The sequence below is a fragment of the Streptacidiphilus fuscans genome (assembly GCF_015690355.1).
GTDB lineage: Bacteria > Actinomycetota > Actinomycetes > Streptomycetales > Streptomycetaceae > Streptacidiphilus > Streptacidiphilus fuscans.
In genome coordinates this window covers 227,342-247,305 of sequence record NZ_JADPRT010000008.1, presented here as the reverse complement: position 1 = coordinate 247,305, position 19,964 = coordinate 227,342, and the positions used below count along the sequence as shown (strand labels likewise).

The 19,964-nt window shown below is 71.7% G+C and carries 19 protein-coding genes; 4 read left to right on the top strand and 15 right to left on the bottom strand.

Features of this window, described 5'->3' with window-relative positions; genetic code table 11:
* Positions 1–630: 630 nt before the first annotated feature.
* From egtD to egtA, 3 genes are all read right to left on the bottom strand, one after another.
* The gene (gene egtD / locus I2501_RS39540) at positions 631–1,620 is read right to left on the bottom strand and encodes an L-histidine N(alpha)-methyltransferase (RefSeq protein ID WP_236046838.1); all 990 of its coding nucleotides are present in this window, start codon (positions 1,618–1,620) and stop codon (positions 631–633) included.
* Positions 1,621–2,561: 941 nt separating this feature from the next.
* The gene (gene egtB, locus I2501_RS20750) at positions 2,562–4,049 is read right to left on the bottom strand and encodes an ergothioneine biosynthesis protein EgtB (RefSeq protein WP_196195735.1); all 1,488 of its coding nucleotides are present in this window, start codon (positions 4,047–4,049) and stop codon (positions 2,562–2,564) included.
* Positions 4,050–4,129: 80 nt separating this feature from the next.
* The gene (egtA, locus tag I2501_RS20745; protein ID WP_196195630.1) at positions 4,130–5,542 is read right to left on the bottom strand and encodes an ergothioneine biosynthesis glutamate--cysteine ligase EgtA; all 1,413 of its coding nucleotides are present in this window, start codon (positions 5,540–5,542) and stop codon (positions 4,130–4,132) included.
* 428 nt (positions 5,543–5,970) lie between these two features.
* Here egtA and I2501_RS20740 point away from each other — a divergent pair, with 428 nt between their 5' ends.
* Positions 5,971–6,711, top strand: a complete 741-nt coding sequence (locus I2501_RS20740) for a Pr6Pr family membrane protein (RefSeq protein WP_196195629.1) — start codon at positions 5,971–5,973, stop codon at positions 6,709–6,711.
* A 13-nt stretch (positions 6,712–6,724) separates the two neighbouring features.
* Here I2501_RS20740 and I2501_RS20735 read toward each other — a convergent pair whose 3' ends face one another.
* Together I2501_RS20735 and I2501_RS20730 are read right to left on the bottom strand one after the other, a co-directional pair.
* Positions 6,725–7,453, bottom strand: coding sequence for a 4'-phosphopantetheinyl transferase family protein (locus I2501_RS20735; protein WP_196195628.1), 729 nt, complete (start codon positions 7,451–7,453; stop codon positions 6,725–6,727).
* Positions 7,454–7,458: 5 nt separating this feature from the next.
* Positions 7,459–8,328, bottom strand: coding sequence for an ATP-grasp domain-containing protein (locus tag I2501_RS20730; protein WP_196195627.1), 870 nt, complete (start codon positions 8,326–8,328; stop codon positions 7,459–7,461).
* A gap of 252 nt (positions 8,329–8,580) precedes the next feature.
* On the opposite strand from I2501_RS20730, the gene I2501_RS20725 reads away from it, so the two are divergent.
* Entirely contained in the window at positions 8,581–10,284 is a 1,704-nt protein-coding gene (locus I2501_RS20725; protein ID WP_196195626.1) for a glycosyl hydrolase family 8, read from the top strand.
* Positions 10,285–10,424: 140 nt separating this feature from the next.
* On the opposite strand, the gene I2501_RS20720 is transcribed toward I2501_RS20725, so the two are convergent.
* Together I2501_RS20720 and I2501_RS20715 are read right to left on the bottom strand one after the other, a co-directional pair.
* Positions 10,425–11,174, bottom strand: a complete 750-nt coding sequence (locus tag I2501_RS20720; RefSeq protein WP_196195625.1) for an AIM24 family protein — start codon at positions 11,172–11,174, stop codon at positions 10,425–10,427.
* A gap of 129 nt (positions 11,175–11,303) precedes the next feature.
* Positions 11,304–11,741: an MmcQ/YjbR family DNA-binding protein gene (locus I2501_RS20715; RefSeq protein ID WP_196195624.1), complete on the bottom strand. Its 438-nt coding sequence runs from the start codon at positions 11,739–11,741 to the stop codon at positions 11,304–11,306.
* Between the two features lie 131 nt (positions 11,742–11,872).
* Between I2501_RS20715 and I2501_RS20710 the strand changes: the two genes are divergently transcribed.
* Positions 11,873–12,742, top strand: coding sequence for an SAM-dependent methyltransferase (locus tag I2501_RS20710; protein ID WP_196195623.1), 870 nt, complete (start codon positions 11,873–11,875; stop codon positions 12,740–12,742).
* Positions 12,743–12,747: 5 nt separating this feature from the next.
* Here the strand turns inward: I2501_RS20710 and I2501_RS20705 are convergent, their stop codons facing one another.
* From I2501_RS20705 to I2501_RS20670, 8 genes are all read right to left on the bottom strand, one after another.
* A complete protein-coding gene (locus I2501_RS20705; RefSeq protein WP_196195622.1) occupies positions 12,748–13,149 on the bottom strand; it encodes an RNA-binding S4 domain-containing protein in 402 nt (133 codons plus the stop codon).
* A gap of 78 nt (positions 13,150–13,227) precedes the next feature.
* Entirely contained in the window at positions 13,228–13,959 is a 732-nt protein-coding gene (locus tag I2501_RS20700; protein WP_196195621.1) for a hypothetical protein, read from the bottom strand.
* On the bottom strand, positions 13,956–14,123 hold the full coding sequence (locus tag I2501_RS20695) for a hypothetical protein (RefSeq protein ID WP_196195620.1): 168 nt from the start codon (positions 14,121–14,123) through the stop codon (positions 13,956–13,958). The genes I2501_RS20700 and I2501_RS20695 overlap by 4 nt, the downstream gene beginning before the upstream one ends.
* Positions 14,124–14,319: 196 nt before the next feature.
* Entirely contained in the window at positions 14,320–15,318 is a 999-nt protein-coding gene (locus I2501_RS20690) for an alpha/beta hydrolase (protein WP_196195619.1), read from the bottom strand.
* Positions 15,315–16,055, bottom strand: a complete 741-nt coding sequence (locus I2501_RS20685) for a glucose 1-dehydrogenase (protein WP_196195618.1) — start codon at positions 16,053–16,055, stop codon at positions 15,315–15,317. Before I2501_RS20685 ends, I2501_RS20690 begins: the two co-directional genes overlap by 4 nt.
* A complete protein-coding gene (locus tag I2501_RS20680; RefSeq protein WP_196195617.1) occupies positions 16,052–17,071 on the bottom strand; it encodes an acyl-CoA dehydrogenase family protein in 1,020 nt (339 codons plus the stop codon). The genes I2501_RS20685 and I2501_RS20680 overlap by 4 nt, the downstream gene beginning before the upstream one ends.
* Before the next feature lie 2 nt (positions 17,072–17,073).
* Positions 17,074–18,210, bottom strand: a complete 1,137-nt coding sequence (locus I2501_RS20675; RefSeq protein WP_196195616.1) for an acyl-CoA dehydrogenase family protein — start codon at positions 18,208–18,210, stop codon at positions 17,074–17,076.
* The gene (locus I2501_RS20670; RefSeq protein ID WP_196195615.1) at positions 18,210–19,100 is read right to left on the bottom strand and encodes an enoyl-CoA hydratase; all 891 of its coding nucleotides are present in this window, start codon (positions 19,098–19,100) and stop codon (positions 18,210–18,212) included. Before I2501_RS20670 ends, I2501_RS20675 begins: the two co-directional genes overlap by 1 nt.
* Before the next feature lie 226 nt (positions 19,101–19,326).
* Here I2501_RS20670 and I2501_RS20665 point away from each other — a divergent pair, with 226 nt between their 5' ends.
* Complete coding sequence (locus I2501_RS20665) at positions 19,327–19,929, top strand: TetR/AcrR family transcriptional regulator (protein WP_196195614.1); 603 nt, start codon at positions 19,327–19,329, stop codon at positions 19,927–19,929.
* Positions 19,930–19,964: the final 35 nt, after the last annotated feature.

The window sequence follows — 19,964 nt, the reverse complement described above, 5'->3', positions numbered from 1 at the left end:
TCTCTGACCACGCGCCAGTTCGAGGGAGCCCTCTCCGCTCATGTTGACTCAGGAGGAAGACGTGGGCGCGAATGCGCTCCACCGCTGGGGGTGGACTACTTCCGGGGTCGCCCGGCACCTGCACAAGACCGCAGGGCGATCCACACCTACGTGACCGGCAAGCGCACGGCCAGAGTCCGGATGACGCCGGCCGAACACGTCGACACATGGCCAGGTGGCCTGCCAGGGAAAATCTCCACCGCATCCGGAACGGGTCAGCTGGAGCCGGGTGCCGCCGATCAGGAGTGGCGCGGCGACCTCGGGTCTCCAAGCTCCACTCGCTGGCTGATCACCAGCCGTCGCCGCGGGCGCTGTGCCCACGGCTCTCCACCACCGGCGGTCCTGGGCTCCTGCCGGGGGCGCACTGAAACAACCCCGGGACTGTTGCGCGATCATGGCGGCGTTTCCGCAGTTCAGGGGGTTGAACTGCGCTGGCGTGTACATTACCAAACGTGTGCCACTGGCAACAGGGGCAGTCGGATGTCAAACGGAATACGGGACCTGCACAGTTCCCGGAGAACAAGAGGACCCGACCGGAATGTCCGGCCGGGTCCTTCCTGTCCTGCTGCGGGTGCAGAAGCGGAGCGGCGGTCAGCGGCTGGGGACCGCCAGGAGGAGGGCGAAGCGTTCGGCCTCGTCGGTCCACCAGTGGCGGACGGTGAGGCCCGAGGCGGCGAGCTCCGTGGTGAGTGAGTCGCGGCGGAACTTGCACGAGATCTCCGTGCGCATCAGCTCGTCCGGTGCGAAGTCGACCGAGAGGTCGAGGGCGGGGACCTTGACGGACTGGGCGCGCAGGGAGCGCAGGTGCATCTCGATGCGCTCCTCCTGGTCGTTCCAGAGCGCGACGTGGGCGAAGGCGTCGGGGTCGAAGTCGGCCTCCAGCTCGCGGTCGATGACGTTGAGCACGTTCTTGTTGAACTCCGCCGTCACACCCGCGCTGTCGTCGTAGGCGCGGACCAGGACCTTGGGGTCCTTGACCAGGTCCGCGCCGAGGAGCAGGACGTCGTCGGCGCTGAGCGTGCGGCGCAGGGAGCGGTAGAAGGCGGCGCGCTGCTCCGGGTCGAGGTTGCCGATGGTGCTGCCGAGGAACGCGATCAGCCGGGGCCCCGGCGCGTCCGGCGGGAGGGTGAGGTCGGCCTCGAAGTCGGTGACGGTCGCGGCCACGCGCAGCCCCGGGTAGTCGCGGACCAGGGCCGCGCCCGCCTGCTCCAGCGCGCTGGGGCTGACGTCGAGCGGTGCGTAGCAGGAGAGCGTTCCCGCAGCGGTGAGCGCGTCGAGCAGCAGCCGGGTCTTGCGCGAGGAGCCGGAGCCGAGTTCGAAGAGGGTCGCGGCGCGGGTCAGGGCGGCGATCTCGGGGGCGCGGCGGGTGAGGATCTCCTGCTCGGCGCGGGTCGGGTAGTACTCGGGGAGCCCGGTGATCTGTTCGAACAGCTCACTCCCCTGCGCGTCGTAGAACCACTTGGGCGGCAGTGTCTTCGGACGGGCCGTCAGGCCCTCGGTGACGTCCTTGCGCAGGGCGTTGGTGAGGTGGTCGGCCGGGAGCCGGTTGTCCAGCGTGAAGCGCGAGCGATCCGTGATCATGTCGTGCGTCTCCGGTTCGTTCCTGCCCGGGAAGGGCCGAAGTGGGGTTCGTTGCGGTCTTCTGGCGGGCCTGAGCGGGACGATGCGGACCCGCGCCCGGGTGGCGAGCAACAGGGAGTGGTCGGGAACCTCCTGCCAGTGGCCCGTTGTGGCCGTCCCCGGCACGTCGTCAGGCTCGGAGGCGACGAGCACGCGGCCAGGCGTGTGCCGGTACCAGAGGGTGTCGCCGAAGCGGGTGGCGGTGATCGCCTCGCCGTCGGTCAGCAGCAGGTTCAGCCGCGCGTCGGGGCGGACCGACGCGACTTGTCGGACCAGCGCCGCCAGCGCTCCGCCCGCGGGCTCGCCCCGGCGCAGGCGGCGCACCAGCATTGCCCAGAGCAGCGCGGTGTCGCTGTGCGCCTCCAGGGCGAGCAGGTCGGCGGCGCCCAGCGGTGCGCCCGCGCCCGGGCCGCGCCCTGCGGCGATCGCGTCGGGCAGCCGGGTCCAGTCGGGGACCGCGCCGTTGTGGCTGAAAAGGTGGCGGCCGTCGCGGAAGGGCGCGGCGGCGGACTCGTCCTGGCTGGTGCCCGCCGTGGCCGAGCGGACCGCCGCGAGCACGGCGGGGCTGCGGACCGAGCGGACCAGGTCGGGCAGGTTGGCGTCGGCCCAGATCGGCACGGCCCGCCGGTAGCGGAACGGGACGGGGGCGGGCGCGGCCTCCTCCGACCGCCCGGCCTGTCCCGGCTGCCTGGGCGGACCCTGCTGCCCGGGCAGACCCGGCTGCTGCGGTTCCGACGGCTCGGGCAGCTCCGGGTACCAGCCGACGCCGAAGCCGTCGGCGTTGACGGTCCCGTGGGTCTGCCGTCGCGGCGCCCAGGACTGCTCGTACAGCCCGTGCGCGGGCCGCAGCAGCAGTTCCTCCAAGGTCGCGGACGGGCCGAGGTAGGCAAGATGACGGCACATCAGTGCATGTGCTCCTCGCGCTGGTTCGACTCGCTCGTCCGGTCCGTCCGGTCCGTCCGGTCCGTCCGGTCCGTCTGGTCCGGTTGCTCCGGCTGGTCCGAGCGGGCGTCGCGGGCCGTCCGGAAGCCGCAGAAGATCTGGCGGCGGATCGGGTAGTCCCAGTTGCGGAAGGTGCCACGGCAGACGACCGGGTCGACGCCGAACGCGCCGCCGCGCAGCACCTTGTAGTCGGGGCCGAAGAAGACCTCCGAGTACTCCTTGTACGGGTAGGCGACGAAGCCCGGGTGCGGCAGGAAGTCGCTGGAGGTCCACTCCCAGACGTCCCCGATCAACTGCCGTGCCCCGTACGGCGAAGCGCCTGCCGGAAAGCTGCCGACCGGAGCCGGCTGGAGATGGCGTTGGCCGAGGTTGGCCAGTTCCGGGGTCGGGTCGGCGTCCCCCCACGGGTAGCGGCGCGAGCGGCCGGTGACGGGATCGTGCCGGGCGGCCTTCTCCCACTCGCCCTCGGTCGGCAGCCGTCGTCCGGCCCACCGCGCGTACGCGTCGGCCTCGTACCAGCAGACGTGCATGACCGGCTCGTCGTCCGGCACCCGCTCGATGACGCCGAACCGGCGGCGGACCCAGCCGCCGGGAACGCTGTCGTCGCGGGACCAGAACAGCGGCGCTTCGAGACCGGCTTGGAGCCGGTGCGCCCAGCCGGCCGTGGACCACCAACGGGCCTCGTGGTAGCCGCCTTCGGCGATGAACCGCTTGTACGCGGCGTTGCTCACCGGGACCGTGTCCAGCCAGAACGCGTCCACCTGGACCTGGTGCGCGGGACGTTCGTTGTCCAGCGCCCACGGGTCGGCCGCGTCGTCGGACGAGTGGAACGAGCCGCCGCGCGTCTCCGGGTCGCCGGTCCCCATGGTGAACGGGCCGCCGGGGACCAGGACTTCGGCCGGGAGCGCGGCGGCGTCGGCCGGGGCGGGCGCGGGCGCCGGGGCGTGCAACACGGCGGAGCCGCGGCGCAGTTGGTGGGTGGCCAGCATGGTCTCGTCGTGCTGCTGCTCGTGCTGGGCCAGCATGCCGAAGACGAACCCGCGCGCCAGCAGCGGATCCTGATCCGGCCCGAAGTCCGCGCCGTCCAGGACCTCGAACGCCTGGTGGCGGACGGCCGCGGTGTAGTGGCGGGCGGGACCGGGCGGGAGCAGCGGCAGCGCCGGGCGGTCCGCGCGCGGGTGCTGGAACGCGTCGTAGAGCGGGTCCAGGTCGGGCCGCAGCGCGGGACGGCCGCCGCCCTCGCGCACCAACCAGATCTCCTCCTGGTTGCCGATGTGCGCCAGGTCCCAGACCAGCGGGGACATCAGCGGGGAGTGCTGGGCGCTCAGGCCCTCGTCGTCGAGGCAGTCGGTGAGCGCGAGAGTGCGGCGGCGCGCCCGCTCCAGCGCCTCGCGGGCACGTGCGCGTAGCGCCTCGGTGCCCTCGGCGGGTAGGTCGGTGTCGGGCATCACTGTCTCGTACGTCTTCTGATGCTGCGTCATGTGCTGTTCCGGCGTCGGGCTGTTGGTCGAGGTCGGGAAGGTGTCGGTCATCGGTGGCTTCCTTCCAGGCGGTTCGGCCGTGCCACGCGGTCGTCCAGCAGGTCGTCGGCCGGACATCGACCGCGTTCGGGGTAGCGCTGCGCGAAGGCCGCGACGGCTCCGCGCAGCGCGGCGGGCACGTCCGGGCGGGACAGCGCCGAGTCCACGGCCGCGAAGCAGGCCAGAGCGGCCTTGCCGAGCTCCGGCGCGGACAGGCCCATGCGGGCGGCCCGGGTCCAGAGCGCGCGCGGCGGCAGTGTGGAGCCGTTGGGGCAGAGCGGCTCGGTCGCCGCCCAGGCCGCCTGCGCGGCGGCCGGGTCGTCCATCAGGGTGGCCGCGACCAGGGCAGGGACGATCCAACCGTCCCCGGGCTGGGCGTCGATCATGCGGAGCTCCAGGTACCCGCGCGGTCGGACCGGCGGGAAGAGGGTGCTGAGGTGGTAGTCGAGGTCGTCCAGGGTCGGCGGACGTTCGGTGATGCCGCCGGCCAGCCAGGAGGAGAAGGTGTGTCCGGGCGGCGAGGTCCAGTTCCGCGGCGCGTCGCGGCGCAGGCAGAGCAGCCCGGCGCTCATCGCGTAGCGCACCCATGCGGCGCGCGGATCACCGTCCGGCCCCTCGTCGTGCCACCCGTGGTCGGGCCCCGAGCCGTTGGCGGCGGGTCCCGGCGGGCGGGTGCGACTGGGGTCGAGATGTTCCCAGGCAGCCTGGCGGGTCGACCGCCATCCGGTCGGTTTGCCCTGCCAGAGCGGGGAGTTGGCGAAGGCGGCGACGAGCACCGGCCCGAGCCGGTGCACCAGCTGCCAGCGCTCGCGGTATCCGGTGGGCCCCGCGCCGTCGGTGCCCGCGTCCAGGTTGACCTGGACGGCGGCCGTGGCGCGCATCATCATCCGGCCCCAGGGGCCGATGCGGTCGAGATAGGTCTCCATCGCCGCGTAGCGCGGGTGGTCGAGTACGCGCGGCGGGTTGCGAAACGGGTCGAGCCCGTAGCCGCGGAGCTGCAGACCCTGGTCTGCGAGCGTGCGCCTGACCACGTCCAGATCCTCCGCCGCGGTGGCCACGCAGGCGACCACGTCGGGGGCGGGGGGAGCGCTCAGCTCCAGCTGCCCACCCGGCTCACGGGTCAGGGCGGTGCGATGAGGAAGTCCGCCTCCGGAACCAGCACGGCCCGAACGGGCGCCGCCGGAACGGACGCTGCCTCGCCGGGATCCGTTCACGGCCCGGGTCGGCCCTCCTGTGGTCGTCCCCTCGGTGATCGGCGCCAGCGCGGCGTCGAGTCGCTCCAGGGAGACCGGACTGTGCGGCCGGTTGCGATCGTGCACCAGCCATTCGAGCTCGATACCCACCTGCTGGGGCGGTCCGGTCTTGAAGCAGACTCCGTGTATGTGGTCTGCGGCTTGCTCCCGCGACAGCTCATGGCCCACGGTTCACTCCTCCTTCCAGGTTCCACCTAACCCCTCGGCGGCCCTGGCGGCACGCCGAGCGCGTCCATCCTCTGTGGGGCCCTGGAGCGGGCGACAGCACGGTCTGAGCCGTTAGGTCTACGTAATGTCCCGTGGTCGGAGGGGGTGTGTCCGGGGGCGGACGAGGCGGTCCGGGCGCGTGACGTGTGCTAACCGCAGAAATCAGGATTTGGCTTAAAACACACGTTCGAAAACGGAGTCGGCTGGCTGGTAAAGAGCCCTTCCGGGAATGGCTACCCGCCGGTAGAGTGCGTCGATCCCGAGCGCGGAGCACGACGTGTGCCACGTGCGAGGACGCGGACACACGAAGAATGCGAACGCGAAGAACCCGAAGAACCCGAAGAACGCGCTACGCGAACGCGACGCACGAAGAACTGGTGGACCTGCCCATGCCGCTCCGGACCCGTCCCGCCCTCTGGTGGCGCAGCGCCATCGTCCTCTCCGCAGGCCTGGGCCTGATCACCGGAACGAACTCGCTCGTGTACTTCACGGTCGAGAGCAACGTGCTGGTGCTCGGGTACTTCGTCGGCGCCGTCTTCTGGATGGTCAGGAACGGCTCCGCGGACGCCCCGGCCCCGAGGCTGCGCGGTGCGGTGACCCTGTACATCCTGATCACCGGGCTGGTCGCGCACATCATCCTCAACCACGGCGCAAGCCCGCTGCCAGGGCTGACCCACGGCAGCGGCGCCGACCGGCTGCAGAGCTGGTCGTTGCTGCTGCTCCACTACACGACGCCGATCATGGTGGTGCTCGACTGGCTGTGCTTCGGCCCGCGCAACGCGTCCCGCTGGCGCGACCTGCCGCTCTGGCTCTCGTTCCCGCTGGGCTACGCCGCGTTGACCGAGCTGCGGGCGGTGCTCTTCCCGTTCTTCCCCAACCGCTACCCGTACTTCTTCCTCGACCCGACCGGTCACGGCTACGGCTGGGTGGGGCTGCAGATCGTGCAGCTGACCGTCGAGTTCGTCGCGCTCGCCGCGCTCCTGGTCGGCCTGGACCGTCTCGGTACCCGGGTGCGCGGCGCCCTCTTCGGTCGGGGGCAGGACGCCGAGGCGCCGCAGGCAGCCGAAGCCTCGGAGACCGTCGAGGTCGCGGACGTGGCCGAGGTCGTCGAGACCGTGCAGACGTCGTAGCGTGGCCGGCGCGTCAGGCCGGGACGCTGTGCCGCAGCGTGTAGCGCGCGGTCGGAGCCTCGACGGCGAAGGCGGCGGCGTGGCGGGGGCCGGCCGGGATGTCGAGGACGGTCCAGCCGGACGGCCCGGGGGCCGCGCCGGTGGTGCCGAGGTAGTCCTCGGCCAGGTCGCGGCCGAGGCCGGTGCCCAGGCCCTTGAGGTAGGCCTCCTTGCGGGTCCAGATCCGGGAGAAGGCCTCGCCCTCGGTCAACGTCCGCTCGGCGGCGAGCTCCTGCTGCTCAGCGGGGTGCAGCATGCCCCGGACCTCGCCCACCGTCCCTGCGGACGCGGTCAGTTCGACGTCGACGCCGATCGGCACGGCGGCCAGCCCGAGCATCACCAGGTCGCCGCCGTGGGACAGGTTGAAGTGCGGCAGTGCCCGCCCGGCGGGGACGGACGCGGCGGCCACCCGCGGCCGGCCGTGGAGCGCGCCGCAGCAGGGGCAGGACTCACGCTCGAAGGCCAGTGCCGCCGGTTCGACGCCGAGGTGCGCGCCCATGACCTGACGGAGTGTCACATGAGCGACCTGGTACAGCAGCCGGTCCGGCGCGTGGACGAAGCGCTCGGCCCGCTCGCGCTCGCCGTCGTCCAGCAGACCGACGGCGGTGCCGGGGGCGGACTCCGGCGCGCGGGCGTCGATCAGCCAGAGCTCGACGGCGACGGCGACGCCCGCGGCGTCGGGGCCAGAAGTGTGACCGTTCATGCTGTTCACGGAAGCAGGGACGCGAGATGGCGGGCGTAGCGCGTGGTCGCGCCGTCCGCGTAGGGCAGGAAGAGCTCCGGCTCGATCAGCTCCAGCTCCATGACGGCCGGGCCGGACGGCAGGTCGACCAGGTCGACCCTGCCGTACGCGGTCGCCGCCGGGGCGGCGGCCAGGGCGGCGCGTGCGGCGGCGAGTTCGGCGTCGGTCGGGGTGTGCGACTGGACCGTGCCGCCGTGGTGCTCGTGGATCCGGTACTCGCCCTGCGCCGGGACCTTGCGGACCGCGTGGCTGTACTCCTCGCCGAAGAAGACCAGGGAGGTCTCGCCCCGCGTCAGGATCGACTCGACCAGTGGCTGGAGCAGCGCGTCACCCTGCTTCAGCAGGTCCGCGAGATGGGCGGCGGTGCCGGGATCGGACGGGAGCGCGCGAAGGGCGCCGCGCGCCCCGGCGGAGACGGCGGGCTTGGCGACGACCTCCACCTCGCCGTGCTGCTCCCGGAAGGCGGCGAGCGCCGCGTCGACCGCCGTTCCGTCGGCGCCGCGACGGAGCACCTGCGTCGGTATGGACGGGACGCCGCGCCCGGCGAGGTCGACCAGGTAGCCCTTGTGGCAGTTCCAGCGGATCACCTGGGCGGGGTTGCGCAGGGAGGTCTGGTTGTCCGCGCGGTCGGCCCAGGAGAGGAAGTCGTCGAGGCGGTCCCAGTAGTCCCAGGTGGTGCGGACCAATGCCAGGCCGACGGAGGGCCAGTCGAGCGGCTCGTCCCAGGGGTGGACCTCGGCCTGGACGCCCAGCTGTCGCAGCTCGTCCACCAGCAGGTCGTTCTCCGGGACGTCCCGGGGCATGGTGCGACCGGTGAGCAGGGCGATGTCGGGCATGGGCGGCCGCCTCCGTGAGCGAGTGGTCCCGCGCGTGGCCTGTGCATGGTCCCGTGCCTGGTTCCGCGTGCGGTTCGGTGACTGGTGTCGCGATCGATTCCGAGGACTCGACTGGTCAGTGAGCCTATCGGGTGAGCCGTCCGCAGAGGATCTTGTCCGGCATCTTGACGCGCTCACAGCCAAGCGAAAGACTCCCCGGAAAACAGGTTAGGAAACTTTCCTAACTTCAAACTCCCCGTGCAAGGAGTGTCGATGGTCCGAACTCCGCAACGCGTCCTGGTGAGCGTGGCCGCCCTGGCCACCGTCGCCGTGGGCGTGGCCGTCGGCGGGGGCAGTGCCACCGCTGCCGCTACGCCTGCAATGCCGTTCCCTCAGCACCAGACGTACAAAGTCGGCGTGATGCCGTCCGCGTCGCAGTCCGCGCGCGACGCCGCAGTGGAGAAGCAGTACAACTCGTGGAAGAGCACCTATCTCGTCCACGGCTGCGCTTCCAACGAGTTCTACGTCTCCACCAAGGGCGACAGCGACGCCACCAACAACGGCACGGTCTCCGAGGCCCAGGGCTACGGAATGAACATCGTGCCGCTGATGGCGGGTTACGACCCCAACGCCCAGACCGAGTTCAACGGCCTCTGGCAGCTGGTCAAGGACCACCTTGACCAATGGGGCCTGATGCAGTGGCAGTTGGACGGCAAGACCTGCAAGTACTACAGCTCCGGCACGCCCGACGCGGCCACCGACGGTGACCTCGACATCGGCTACGGGCTGATCCTGGCCGACAAGCAGTGGGGCGGCTACACGGCGGACGCCAAGGCCTGGTTGGCCAAGTTCTACGCCAATGACGTGGCCCCCGACGGCCACCTGAAGTGCGAGGACGACGGGCCGAACACGGACACCCGTCCGTCCGACAACATGCTGGACCACCTGCGGGCCTTCGCCGCCTACGACACCGCCCACGACTGGACCAAGGTCGTGGACCGGATGCAGGCGGTCGTCAGCGAGTACACCGCAAAGTACTCGCCGAGCGCGGGCCTGCTGTCGGACTTCGTGATCCACGCCGACACCACCTCGCCCTCCCCGGCTCCGGCCAACTACCAGGAGGACCAGCCGGACAACATCGTCGGCTACAACTCCATCCGCGTGCCGTGGCACCTGGGCACCGACGCGCTGCTCTACGGCTCGACCACGGCACAGGTCTCCTACCAGACCGCCAAGAAGGAGTCGGCCTGCACCAAGAGCCTCTCCGGCGGCAACCCGGCCAACGTCCAGCCGCACATCAAGCTGAACTGCGCCAACGCCAACATCTCCAACGACACGCAGGCGGAGGAGGCGGGCGACTCGGTCGGTCCGGCCGCCATGGCCGCGGGCGACCAGGCCTGGACGGACGCCATCTGGAAGCAGTTGGCGACCAACCCGTTCGGGGACGCCTACTACGGCGAGACGATCAAGATGATCGTCTACATCGTGATGGCGGGTGACTACTGGAACCCGGTGGCCACTAACTCCACGCCGACGCCGTCGAGTTCGGCCACGCCCAGCCCGGCTCCGACACAGCAGCCCGCGCTCTACGAGGCCGAGGCGTCGGGCAACACCCTGGCGGGCGGCGCCCGCGTCGTGACCTGTGCCAGCGGATGTTCCGGCGGCGCGCGGGTCGGCTACATCGGCAAGGGGACGTCCGGGGCGGGCACGTTGATCGTCAACGGGGTCAAGGCCGTCGCCAACGGCACCTACCCGCTGGCGATCAGCCTGGTCAACGGCGCGAGCAGTACCCGTAGCGTCACAGTCACGGTCGACGGCGTCGCCCACATGGTGAGTGTCGCGCCGAAGGGGACGTTCAGCGCGCCGCAGCCGCAGACGGTCACGGTCGATGTCGCGCTCACTGCGGGCAGCGGCAACACGATCGAGTTCTCCAACGCGTCGACCCGCGCTCCCGACGTGGACTGCGTGCGCGTCTGACGCAGCGCCGGTCCGGTGCCGACCGCTCCCCCGAGGGGGCGGTGGTGCCGGACCGGTTCCGTGCGCTTCATCCAGGCGCGTTGCCCCATGTAGTGTCGGCGCGGTGCGCCCCGGTACCCTGGAACGCTGGTGACGGTCCGTCAGCCCCGCAGCATGCTGCCGACGATGCCGCCTGCCGCGGCCGGGGCGGCCTCGTTGGTGGGCAGGTAGGGGGCCAGCGCGTGGGCGAGGCCGGGCAGGGTCATGCTCTGCAGCCAGATCTGGCCCGGACCGGTCAGCGCGACCAGGTGGTAGCCGTCGCCGCCGAAGATCTTGTTGGCAATGCCGGGGATCCGGGTGATGGTGAACGACACCGACTGCTCGAACATGCCGACGTGGCCCGGGTGCACCAGCATGGTCTGGCCGGGGCCGAGGGTGTAGGTGGTGAGCTCGCCGGAGAGCTCGATCCAGGCGCGGCCCTGGCCCTCCAGCTTCTGCAGCACGAAGCCGTCGCCGCCCCAGAGGCCGCCGCGGAAGGACTGCTGCAGGCCGACCGAGGGCGTGATGCCGGGGGTGCCGCAGAGCCAGCCGTGACGGTGCACCATGAAGCTGCGGCCGGGCATGATGTCCACCGGCACGATGTGGCCGGGCACCTTGGCGGCGAACGCCACCAGCGCAGGTCCGCCCTGGGCCTGGTACTGCGTCAGGAACAGCCCGCCGCCGCCGAGCACGCGCTTCATCGCGCCCATGAAGCCGCCACCGCCGCCGCCCTGCTGGCCGCCGACGGTCTGCGTCATCTGCACGTTCGCCGACATCCAGGAGAGCTCGCCGTGGGGCGTGACGACCGTCTCCCCGGGAGCCAACTGCACCTCGAGCACCGGCAGCGTGCTGCCCTTGACATCAGCCTGCATGGCGGCTGCCCCCCTCTGTTTCGGACGCTCGGTCCGGACGTGGTGTCCGTCCCCGCTCCGCACGTTAGCGTGCCCGTGAATCCGCGCACAGCTGCCCCCGCGCACTGTGGCCGGACTGGGACGATGCCGTCATTCCGACTCGGTCGGCTGTTCTGTCCTGCCGTCCGATGTCGCGCCTTTCGACTTCGCGCGAAGTCCCGGCCAGTCGAGCAGCAGTTGTTGCTTGCGAGAGAGCGAGGAGACGACGAGATCGTAGGAGTCCTCGATCATCTCCCTGACCAGCAGGCCCGGGAGCGAGCGGCTCAACCGGACCGTGTTCCAGTGCTTCTTGTTGAGGTGCCAGCCGCCGGTGATCTCCGGGTGCTCGGCGCGCAGCCGGACGGCCAGCTCGGGGTCGCACTTCAGGCTGATCTGCAGATGTGCCGCGTCCAGCTCGGAGATGGCGAAGATCTTGCCGCCCACCTTGAAGACCGAGGTCTCCGGGTTGAACGGGAACGTCTCCTCGGCGCCGTTGAATTCGAGGCAGAAGGCCCGGAGTTGGCCGGGAGTGAATGATTCGTGATCCATGCCGTCAGTCTGCCGCCTCACAGATAGCATGATTTGGACCAGCAGGGCGATGGAACGTCACCACGTATCGGGGTGCTTCTGTCGAGGTGCCCTGAGCAGTCTGAAGTGCACACGAGAGGGGGGCTCACGTGATGCAGGACAAGAGCTGGGACTGGGCGGACGGCCCGGACGGGGGTTCGGAGCGGGCACCCGAGCTACGGACGGATGTGCCGCATCCGGCGCGGATGTACGACTACTACCTGGGCGGCAAGGACCACTTCCCGGCGGATCGGGCCGCCGCCGAGCAGGTCGTCCGGCTGCTGCCGAGCGCGCCGACCGGGGCGCGCGCCAACCGCAGGTTCCTGGGACGCGCCGTCAGGCACGCGGCGCGGGCGGGCATCCGACAGTTCCTCGACGTCGGGACCGGAATCCCGACGGCCAACAACACCCACGAGGTGGCCCAGCGGTTGGCGCCCGACGCCCGCGTCGTCTACGTCGACAACGACCCGATGGTGCTGACCCACGCCAGGGCGCTGCTCAGCAGCACGCCCGAGGGCCGGACGGCGTACGTGGACGCCGACTTCCACGACCCGTCAGCGATCCTCAACGCCACGGCGACCAAGGAGATCCTCGACCTGGGGCAGCCCGTCGCGCTGCTGGTGGTCGCACTGCTGCACTTCCTGCCGGAGAGTGACGACCCGTACGGCCTGCTGGAGCGCTACAAGCGGGAGTTGGCGCCCGGCAGCATGCTGATCCTCTCCCACGGCAGCGGCGACTACGTCTCGCCCGAGGTCGCCCGGGCGGTGACCCAGGTCTACGCCGCGTCCGGCATGCACATCGTCTCGCGGTCGCACGACGAGGTGGAGCGCCTCGCGCTGGGCCCCGGCTGGCAGCCGGTCGGACCGGGCGTCGTCCCGGTGAACGAGTGGCAGGCCGACGGGGAGGGCCTCGACGAGGAGGACCTGGCGATCACCCGCGAGGAGGTCGCCGGCTACGCGTCGGTGTCGGTCAAGGCCGGCTGAGGTGGTCAGCCTCCTCTGAGCTTGTTCATCTCGCGACGGTCCCGCTTGGTGGGACGGCCTGCACCGCGGTCCCGCACCGGGACTGCGGCGAGCACCTCGCGTGGCGGAGGCGGCGGGCTCTTGTCGATCAGGCACTCTGCGGCGACTGGCGCGCCGACGCGCTTGCTGATCGTCCTCGTGACGACCACGATCCGCTCGCGGCCCTCCTGGCGGAGCCGGACCTCGTCGCCGGGCTTGACCAGCTGCGCGGGCTTGGCCCGCTCGCCGTTGACCCGGACGTGCCCCGCGCGGCAGGCGGCTCCGGCGGCCGAGCGCGTCTTGGCCAGCCGCACCGACCAGATCCACGCATCCACCCGTACGGGCGCGCTCTGCACCGTTGTGTGCGCGGTGCCCGCCGTGTCCACCATGTCAGCCACCCTAGCGCGGGGGTCCGACAGCTCCGGGGCGCTCTTCTCGCTCGCCCACGGCGGCAGTCGTGGGCAGCGTCAGTGATCGGCGCTGCCGGTCAGGCGGTCGATCTGGAGCTGGAACCAGTCCAGGCGGGCCTGGAGCAGGGCGGCTTCCGCCGCGAGCTGCGGCACGACCGCGTCCGTGCCGGCCGCCGAATCGTCGAACGGGTCGGGAGTGAGTGGGGACGGCGCGAACGGGGAGCGGATCGGGGGCGCGACGCGTTCGTCGCACGCCGCCGTGACGCCGCGACCGCCCAGGCGGGCGTAGGCGTCGTAGCGCAGCAGCGGCCGGTGGGCGGCGCAGACCGCGCAACTGCCGGCGATCGCGCGCCAGCCGATCAGGCCCTCGCCGGTGTCCACCACGCCCTCGGACGGTCGGCCGCACGCGCAGCGCGGCAGCAGGATCCGGCGCACGCGCTGGCGCTCGAAGCGCAGGCCGTGCTCGTGGCGCAGGTACGCGCCGATCACCGCCACTTCGAGGACGACGGTCTCCCGGTACTCGGTGGCACAGCCCAGCTCCAGGGCGGTGGCCAGGTCGTGCACGGCGTAGAAGCCGCAGGCGCACCAACGTGACGGCGGTCTGTGGCGCCGCTCGTAGCCGCAGCGGGCGTCGTCGACGGGACCGTAGACGATGTCCGCGCCGAGCGACACGCCGCGGAAGCCCAGCCTGGCGCCGTCGGCGGACAGCAGCGGGCGGGCGATCTTGTAGCCGACGGGCGGCCGGTCCGGGGACTCGTGGGGAGTACGGGACCGCCCGAAGGGACTCATTGTTCCGTGCTCAAGCCCGCCCCCGCCGGTACGGCCTCCGGCACTGTGCCCGGATCGGTGGTGCCGCGCTGTTCGGAGGTGTCGAGCTGCGGGGCTTCCTCGTGCGTCTCCTCGACGAGCACGTCCTCCGCGACGCCCGTTGCGACCAGTTTGCCCAACCTCATGACGACTCCTTGGTCGGTGTCGTGTCTGAACTGCTGGTGACGGTTCGTGCTCCCATGGTGGCCCAGCGACGGCGAGGACGGAAGAGGAGACCGGCTGAACGGGGGCTGTCGCCCCCGCCGGACGGGAACGCCGCACCGTCCAGGGGGAGGGCAGCCGCACTCCCCGCACCCCTGAGGTGGTGCAGCTTCTCGCAGGTCAGAGACGTTCCGCCCGGTGGCGCAGCCACATCGCCGCTCCCGTCAGGGCCGTGTCCGCCGCCGGGAGGTGGTCGAGGACGCCGAGGAAGCCGTGGAACGTGCCCGGGTGCAGCTGGACCTCGACCGGGACGCCGGCGGCAGCCAGCCTGCGGGCGTAGGCGAGGGTCTGGTCGCGGAGGATGTCGCAGTCGGCGACGACCAGGAGGGTGGGCGGCATGCCGGACAGGTCCGGGGCGAGGCCGGGGGAGGCGAGCGGTCCGAGCGCGGCCAGGTCCGTCGCCGCCGGGCCCAGGTACTGCTCGGTGAACCAGCGCAGGTGGTCGAGGGTCATGAAGTAGCCCTCGCCGAAGAGTTCGGCGGACGCGCCGAGGAAGCGCTGTTCGACGCAGGGGTAGATCAGCAGTTGGCCCGCGAGCGCAACGCCTCCGTGTCCGTCCTCGGCGGTGGCCAGGCCCAGGGCCGCGCCCGCCGCCAGATTGCCGCCCGCCGAGTCGCCGCCGACGAAGACCCGGGACGGGGCGCAGCCCAACTCCTCCGCGTGGCGCAGCGCCCAGGCCAGCGCGGCGCGGGCGTCCTGCGTCGCGGCGGGGAAGGGATGCTCGGGGGCAAGCCTGTAGTCCACGGAGAGGACGGTCGCGCCGCTGCGGTGTGCCAGCTCGCGGGCGGTGCGGTCGTGGGTGTCCAGGTCGCAGATGACGAAGCCGCCGCCGTGCAGGAAGAGCAGCAGGGGGCGGCCGCCTGCGGCGCCTGCGCTCTGCGGCTCCGGCTGGTACAGCCGCATCCGGACCGGGACGTCCTCCGGGCCGCCCGGTAACAGCTCGCGGACCTCGGCGAGCTCGGGGCCGGGCGGCTTCTCGCCGGGCGCGGTGCCCGCGCTGGACGCGGCGCGCATGGACGCCACCGTCAGCGGGGCCTGGGCCGGGTCGGGGAAGTGGGCGGCCATGGCGTCGCAGAGCACGCGGGCGGCAGGGGAGAGCAGGTCGGGGGTCGGGGTCATGCCGTGGTCATCCCTCCGTCGACGGTGAACTCCGCGCCGGTGATGTAGGAGGCCGCGTCGGAGACCAGGAACCGCACCAGGCCCGCCACCTCCTCGGGTTGGCCGATCCGCCCGAGGGCCAGGTGCGACCAGTCGCGTCCGGCGACCGCGTCGCCGACCATCGGCGTCCGGATTGCCCCTGGATGGACGGAGTTGACCCGGATCCGGTGCGGGCCCAGGTCGAGGGCGCTGGAGCGGGTCAGCCCGCGCAGGGCGAACTTGCTGGAGCCGTAGGCCGCGTGACCGGGTATGCCGACCAGCCCGGCCGTGGAGGAGATGTTGACGATCGAACCGCCGCCCGCCCGCTTCAACTCCGGGACGACGGCCTGGATGCCGAGGAACGGGCCGATCAGGTTGACCTGGAGCAGCAGCTCGAAGCCGGCCCGGGTCTGCGTCTCGACCGATGCCGTCCGCCACAGCGCGGCGTTGTTGACCAGCGCGTCCACCCGGCCGAAGGTCGAGAGGGCGGTCGCGACGACATCCGCCCACGCGGACGCGTCGGTCACGTCGTGCGGGACGAAGACGGCGGCCTTGCCGATCTCGTCGGCCGTCGCCCGGCCCTGCTCCTCCAGCACGTCGGTGAGCACCACCCGGGCGCCGGACTCGGCACAGAGCCGGGCCTCGGCCGCGCCCTGGCCGCGCGCGGCCCCGGTGATCACCACGACCTTGCCGTCGAGCGTCGCCTCCTGCGTGCTCATGCGCGGGCCCCCGTCCGGTTGGCGGCGAGGACCAGCGCGCGGCAGGCGGCGGGTGCGCCCCACGCGTCGCGCAGCGGGCGGGACTTGCGCAGCCCGAGAGAGAGGTCGAGCTCCTCGGTGTAGCCGATGGCACCGTGAAGTTGCAGGGCGGTACGGGCCGCGGTGTATCCGGCCTCACCGGCCGCGACCTTGGCCATGGCGATGTCGACGGGGTCGAGGGAGAGAGCGGCGGCATGGACCAGCGGCTGCGCGAACTCCAACGCGAGCAGCGCGTCGGCGAGCCGGTGCTTGACCGCCTGGAACGAGCCGATCACCGTGCCGAACTGACGGCGTTGGCCCACATAGGCCACGGTCTGCTCCAGCAGCGCACGGCCGACGCCGAGCGACTGCGCCGCCGTCGCCAACGCGGCCCAGCGGCCCGCGCGTTCGGCGGCGGCGCGGACGTGCGGCCCGGCGGCCACGGCCGGACCCGTGGGCTCGACGGCGAAGAGCCGACGCGTCGGGTCCAGCGAGGCGAGCCCGGCGCCGGAGGGAGCGGCGAGGAACAGCTCGTCGCCACGGACCAGGAGGACGACATCCGTCGAGTCGGTGTCGAGCGCCCAGGGGGAGGAGAAGGGAGATGACGCAGCGTTAGGGGCAGGGGACAGTTGCAGCGAGGCCGACGCCTGGCCGGAGGCGAGGCGCGGCAGCCAGTTCTTGGCCAAGGCCGGCTCACCCAGCTCTGCCAGCAGTACAGCCGAGGCCACCGTCTCGACCGCCGGGCCGGGTACCGCATGACGGCCCAACTGCTCGAAGGCCAGCGCCGTTTCGACCGGCAGGAGACCGACGCCGTCGAACTCCTCCGGCACCGCCAGGGCGAAGACGCCCGCGTCGGCGAGCCGTAGCTGGAGCGCCTGGCCCGGAGCCGCGTCTCCGCGCGCCCAGGCGCGGGCGACGGCCGGGGTGTCGGAGGCGGCCAGCAGCGCGTCCAGGGCGCGGACGAAGTCGCGTTGTTGGTCGTCGAGGAGGAACCGCACAGCTACCGCCGTCCCTTCGGCAGGCCGAGCAGCCGCTCGGCGACGATGTCGCGCTGGATCTCGTTGGTGCCCGCGTAGATCGGTCCGGCCAGCGAGAAGACCCAGCTCTCCGCCCAGGGGCCGGAGGCCAGTTCGGCCTCGGGGCCGAGCAGGTCGAGCGCGGTCTCGTGCAGGGCGATGTCGAACTCGGACCAGAAGACCTTGTTGAGGCTGGACTCCGCGCCGATCTCCGCGCCCGCGGCGAAGCGTGAGGCGTTGGCGTAGGTGAACAGCTGGTAGGCGCGGGCGCCGATCAGCGCGTCCGCGACGCGCGGTGCCAGCTCCGGATCGCCGGTCTCCCGCCACAGCGCGGCCAGCCGCTGGGCAGAGGCGAGGAACCGGCCGGGGGAGCGGAGCGTCAGGCCGCGCTCGTTGCCCGCCGTGCTCATCGCGACGCGCCAGCCCTGGCCCGGAGCGCCGATGACGTCCGCGTCGGGGACGAAGACCTGGTCAAGGAAGAGCTCGGCGAAGGCCGGTTTGCCGTCCAGTCGGCCGATCGGACGAACCGTCACGCCGGGCGCGTGCAGGTCGAACATCAGGTAGGTGAGACCCTGGTGCGGTTTGGGGAGGCCTTGTTCGCTGCGGAAGAGGCCGAACGCGCGGTCCGCGAAGGCGGCCCGCGAGGACCAGGTCTTCTGCCCGCTCAGCAGCCAGCCACCCTCGGTCCGTTCGGCGACGGAGCGCAGCGAGGCGAGGTCGGATCCGGACTCGGGCTCGGACCAGGCCTGTGCCCAGATGGTCTGCCCGCTGGCCATGGCAGGCAGGACGCGGGCCCGCTGCTCGGCCGTGCCGTGGTCGAAGAGGGTGGGCGCGAGCAGGTTGATGCCGTTCTGCGAGACCCTGCCCGGCGCACCGGCGGCGTAGTACTCCTCCTCGAGGACCAGCCAGTGCATGATGTCGACGCCGCGACCGCCGAACTCCTCCGGCCAGGAGACCACCGACCAGCCGTCGGCGTGGAGTTCGGCCTCCCACTCGCGATGGGCCGCGAAACCCTCGCGGGTCTCCAGGGACGGCAGCGGGACGGTCGGGACGTGCGCGCGCAGCCAGGCGCGGGCCTCGGCGCGGAAGGCCTCGACCTCGGGGGAGTGTTGCAGGTCCACTAGGCGCCGGCCTTCTTCTTCATCGACGCGATGTCCATGCCGCCGAGCGAGTCGGTGGCGACCTCCGCGTTGTGGGCGTGGGCGAGGTGGTGCAGGCCGAAGACCGAGTCCATGCCGGCGTGCAGGCCCTGGAGGTCCTCGGCCTGGTTGACGGCGCGCTTGGTGAGGGCGAGGCCGAGGCGCGGCATCTCGGCGATCCGCTCGGCCAGGTCGCGGGTGCGGTCGGTGAGTTCGGCACGCGGGACGACGCGGTTGACCATGCCGACCTCGTAGGCGCGCTGTGCGGTCATGCGGTCGCCGGTGAAGAGGAACTCCTTGGCGATCCGGGGCGGCATCACCCAGGGATGGGCGAAGTACTCAACGCCGGGGATGCCCATCCGGACGACCGGGTCGGCGAAGAAGGCGTCGTCGGCGGCGACGATCAGGTCGCAGACCCAGGCCAGCATCAACCCGCCTGCGACGCAGGCACCCTGCACCGACGCGACGACCGGCTTGGGCAGCTCGCGCCAACGGCGGCACATGCCGAGGTAGACCTCGGACTCGCGGGCGTACCGGGACTCGGCGCCCTGCTTGTCGGAGTGGTCCCACCAGAGCCCGGCGCGGCGCTCGAACGGGAGATGCGCGTCGCGGCCCGGCGTCCCGATGTCGTGGCCCGCCGAGAAGTGGTCGCCCGCGCCGCCGAGGACCACGACCTTGACCTCGTCGTCCTCGGCGGCGCGGTAGAAGGCCGCGTCGAGGGCGTAGGTCATCGCGGAGTTCTGCGCGTTGCGGTAGCGCGGGCGGTTCATGGTGACGTGGGCAACCGGGCCGCGGCGCTCGTAGAGGACGACCTGCTCCTCGGGCGGCACGTCAACCGGATCTTGGTGGTCATCAGTTCGGGTGGCGGGCATCGGTGGCTCCTTCCCTAACAAGTGTTTGGTAGGTTAACGTACCCGCATGACAGACGTCGACAGGTTGTCCGGGGGCTCTACGCCGAGCCCTGGAGGGTAGGCCGGGGGGTGGGGCGAGAATGAGACGGTGCCGAGTGCGAACAGGACCACAAGCGGGTCCACCGAGAAGTCGACGAACAAGCCGACTGCTAAGCCGACCAACAGGTCCACGAAGAAGAAGCAGGACGTGAGCGCCTCGCCCGCGAGGCGGCGGGAGTTGCTGGACACTGCCGCCGAGGTCTTCGCCGAGCAGGGCTACGACGCCACCACCGTCCGCAAGATCGCTGATCAGGCCGGCATGCTCGCCGGGAGCCTCTACTACCACTTCGACTCCAAGGAGTCGATGCTGGAGGAGATCCTCGCCGCCTTCCTGGACGAGCTCTGGGCGGGCTACGACGCCGTACTGGAAGCCGATCTGGGCCCGAGGGAGACCTTGGCCGCCCTGGTCACCGAGTCCTTCCGGGAGATCGACCGGCACCGTGCCGCCGTCGCGATCTACCAGAAGGAGTCCAAGCACCTGGCACCCCAGCCGCGGTTCGCGTTTCTCGCGGACTCGCAGCAGAAGTTCGAGAAGGCCTGGCTGCGCACGCTGGAGCGCGGCGTGGAGGCCCAGATCTTCCGCGCCGATCTGGACATCCGGCTCACCTACCGATTCGTCCGCGACACCGTCTGGGTCGCGGCGTCCTGGTACCGCCCCGGCGGTCACCACAGCCCCGAGGAGATCGCCCGTCAGTACCTCTCGATGGTGCTGGACGGCATCGCCACCCGGGGCGGTCCGTCAGCCGACTGACCCGTCGGCTGAACCTCACTTCCTGCCCGAGGAGC

Bases quoted from the DNA above. Each gene is read 5' to 3' on its own strand.
- egtD (WP_236046838.1), bottom strand. From the start codon at position 1,620: ATGATCACGGATCGCTCGCGCTTCACGCTGGACAACCGGCTCCCGGCC.
- egtB (WP_196195735.1), bottom strand. From the start codon at position 4,049: ATGCCCGACACCGACCTACCCGCCGAGGGCACCGAGGCGCTACGCGCA.
- I2501_RS20740 (WP_196195629.1), top strand. From the start codon at position 5,971: ATGCCGCTCCGGACCCGTCCCGCCCTCTGGTGGCGCAGCGCCATCGTC.
- I2501_RS20735 (WP_196195628.1), bottom strand. From the start codon at position 7,453: ATGAACGGTCACACTTCTGGCCCCGACGCCGCGGGCGTCGCCGTCGCC.
- I2501_RS20730 (WP_196195627.1), bottom strand. From the start codon at position 8,328: ATGCCCGACATCGCCCTGCTCACCGGTCGCACCATGCCCCGGGACGTC.
- I2501_RS20725 (WP_196195626.1), top strand. From the start codon at position 8,581: ATGGTCCGAACTCCGCAACGCGTCCTGGTGAGCGTGGCCGCCCTGGCC.
- I2501_RS20720 (WP_196195625.1), bottom strand. From the start codon at position 11,174: ATGCAGGCTGATGTCAAGGGCAGCACGCTGCCGGTGCTCGAGGTGCAG.
- I2501_RS20715 (WP_196195624.1), bottom strand. From the start codon at position 11,741: ATGGATCACGAATCATTCACTCCCGGCCAACTCCGGGCCTTCTGCCTC.
- I2501_RS20710 (WP_196195623.1), top strand. From the start codon at position 11,873: ATGCAGGACAAGAGCTGGGACTGGGCGGACGGCCCGGACGGGGGTTCG.
- I2501_RS20705 (WP_196195622.1), bottom strand. From the start codon at position 13,149: ATGGTGGACACGGCGGGCACCGCGCACACAACGGTGCAGAGCGCGCCC.
- I2501_RS20700 (WP_196195621.1), bottom strand. From the start codon at position 13,959: ATGAGTCCCTTCGGGCGGTCCCGTACTCCCCACGAGTCCCCGGACCGG.
- I2501_RS20695 (WP_196195620.1), bottom strand. From the start codon at position 14,123: ATGAGGTTGGGCAAACTGGTCGCAACGGGCGTCGCGGAGGACGTGCTC.
- I2501_RS20690 (WP_196195619.1), bottom strand. From the start codon at position 15,318: ATGACCCCGACCCCCGACCTGCTCTCCCCTGCCGCCCGCGTGCTCTGC.
- I2501_RS20685 (WP_196195618.1), bottom strand. From the start codon at position 16,055: ATGAGCACGCAGGAGGCGACGCTCGACGGCAAGGTCGTGGTGATCACC.
- I2501_RS20670 (WP_196195615.1), bottom strand. From the start codon at position 19,100: ATGCCCGCCACCCGAACTGATGACCACCAAGATCCGGTTGACGTGCCG.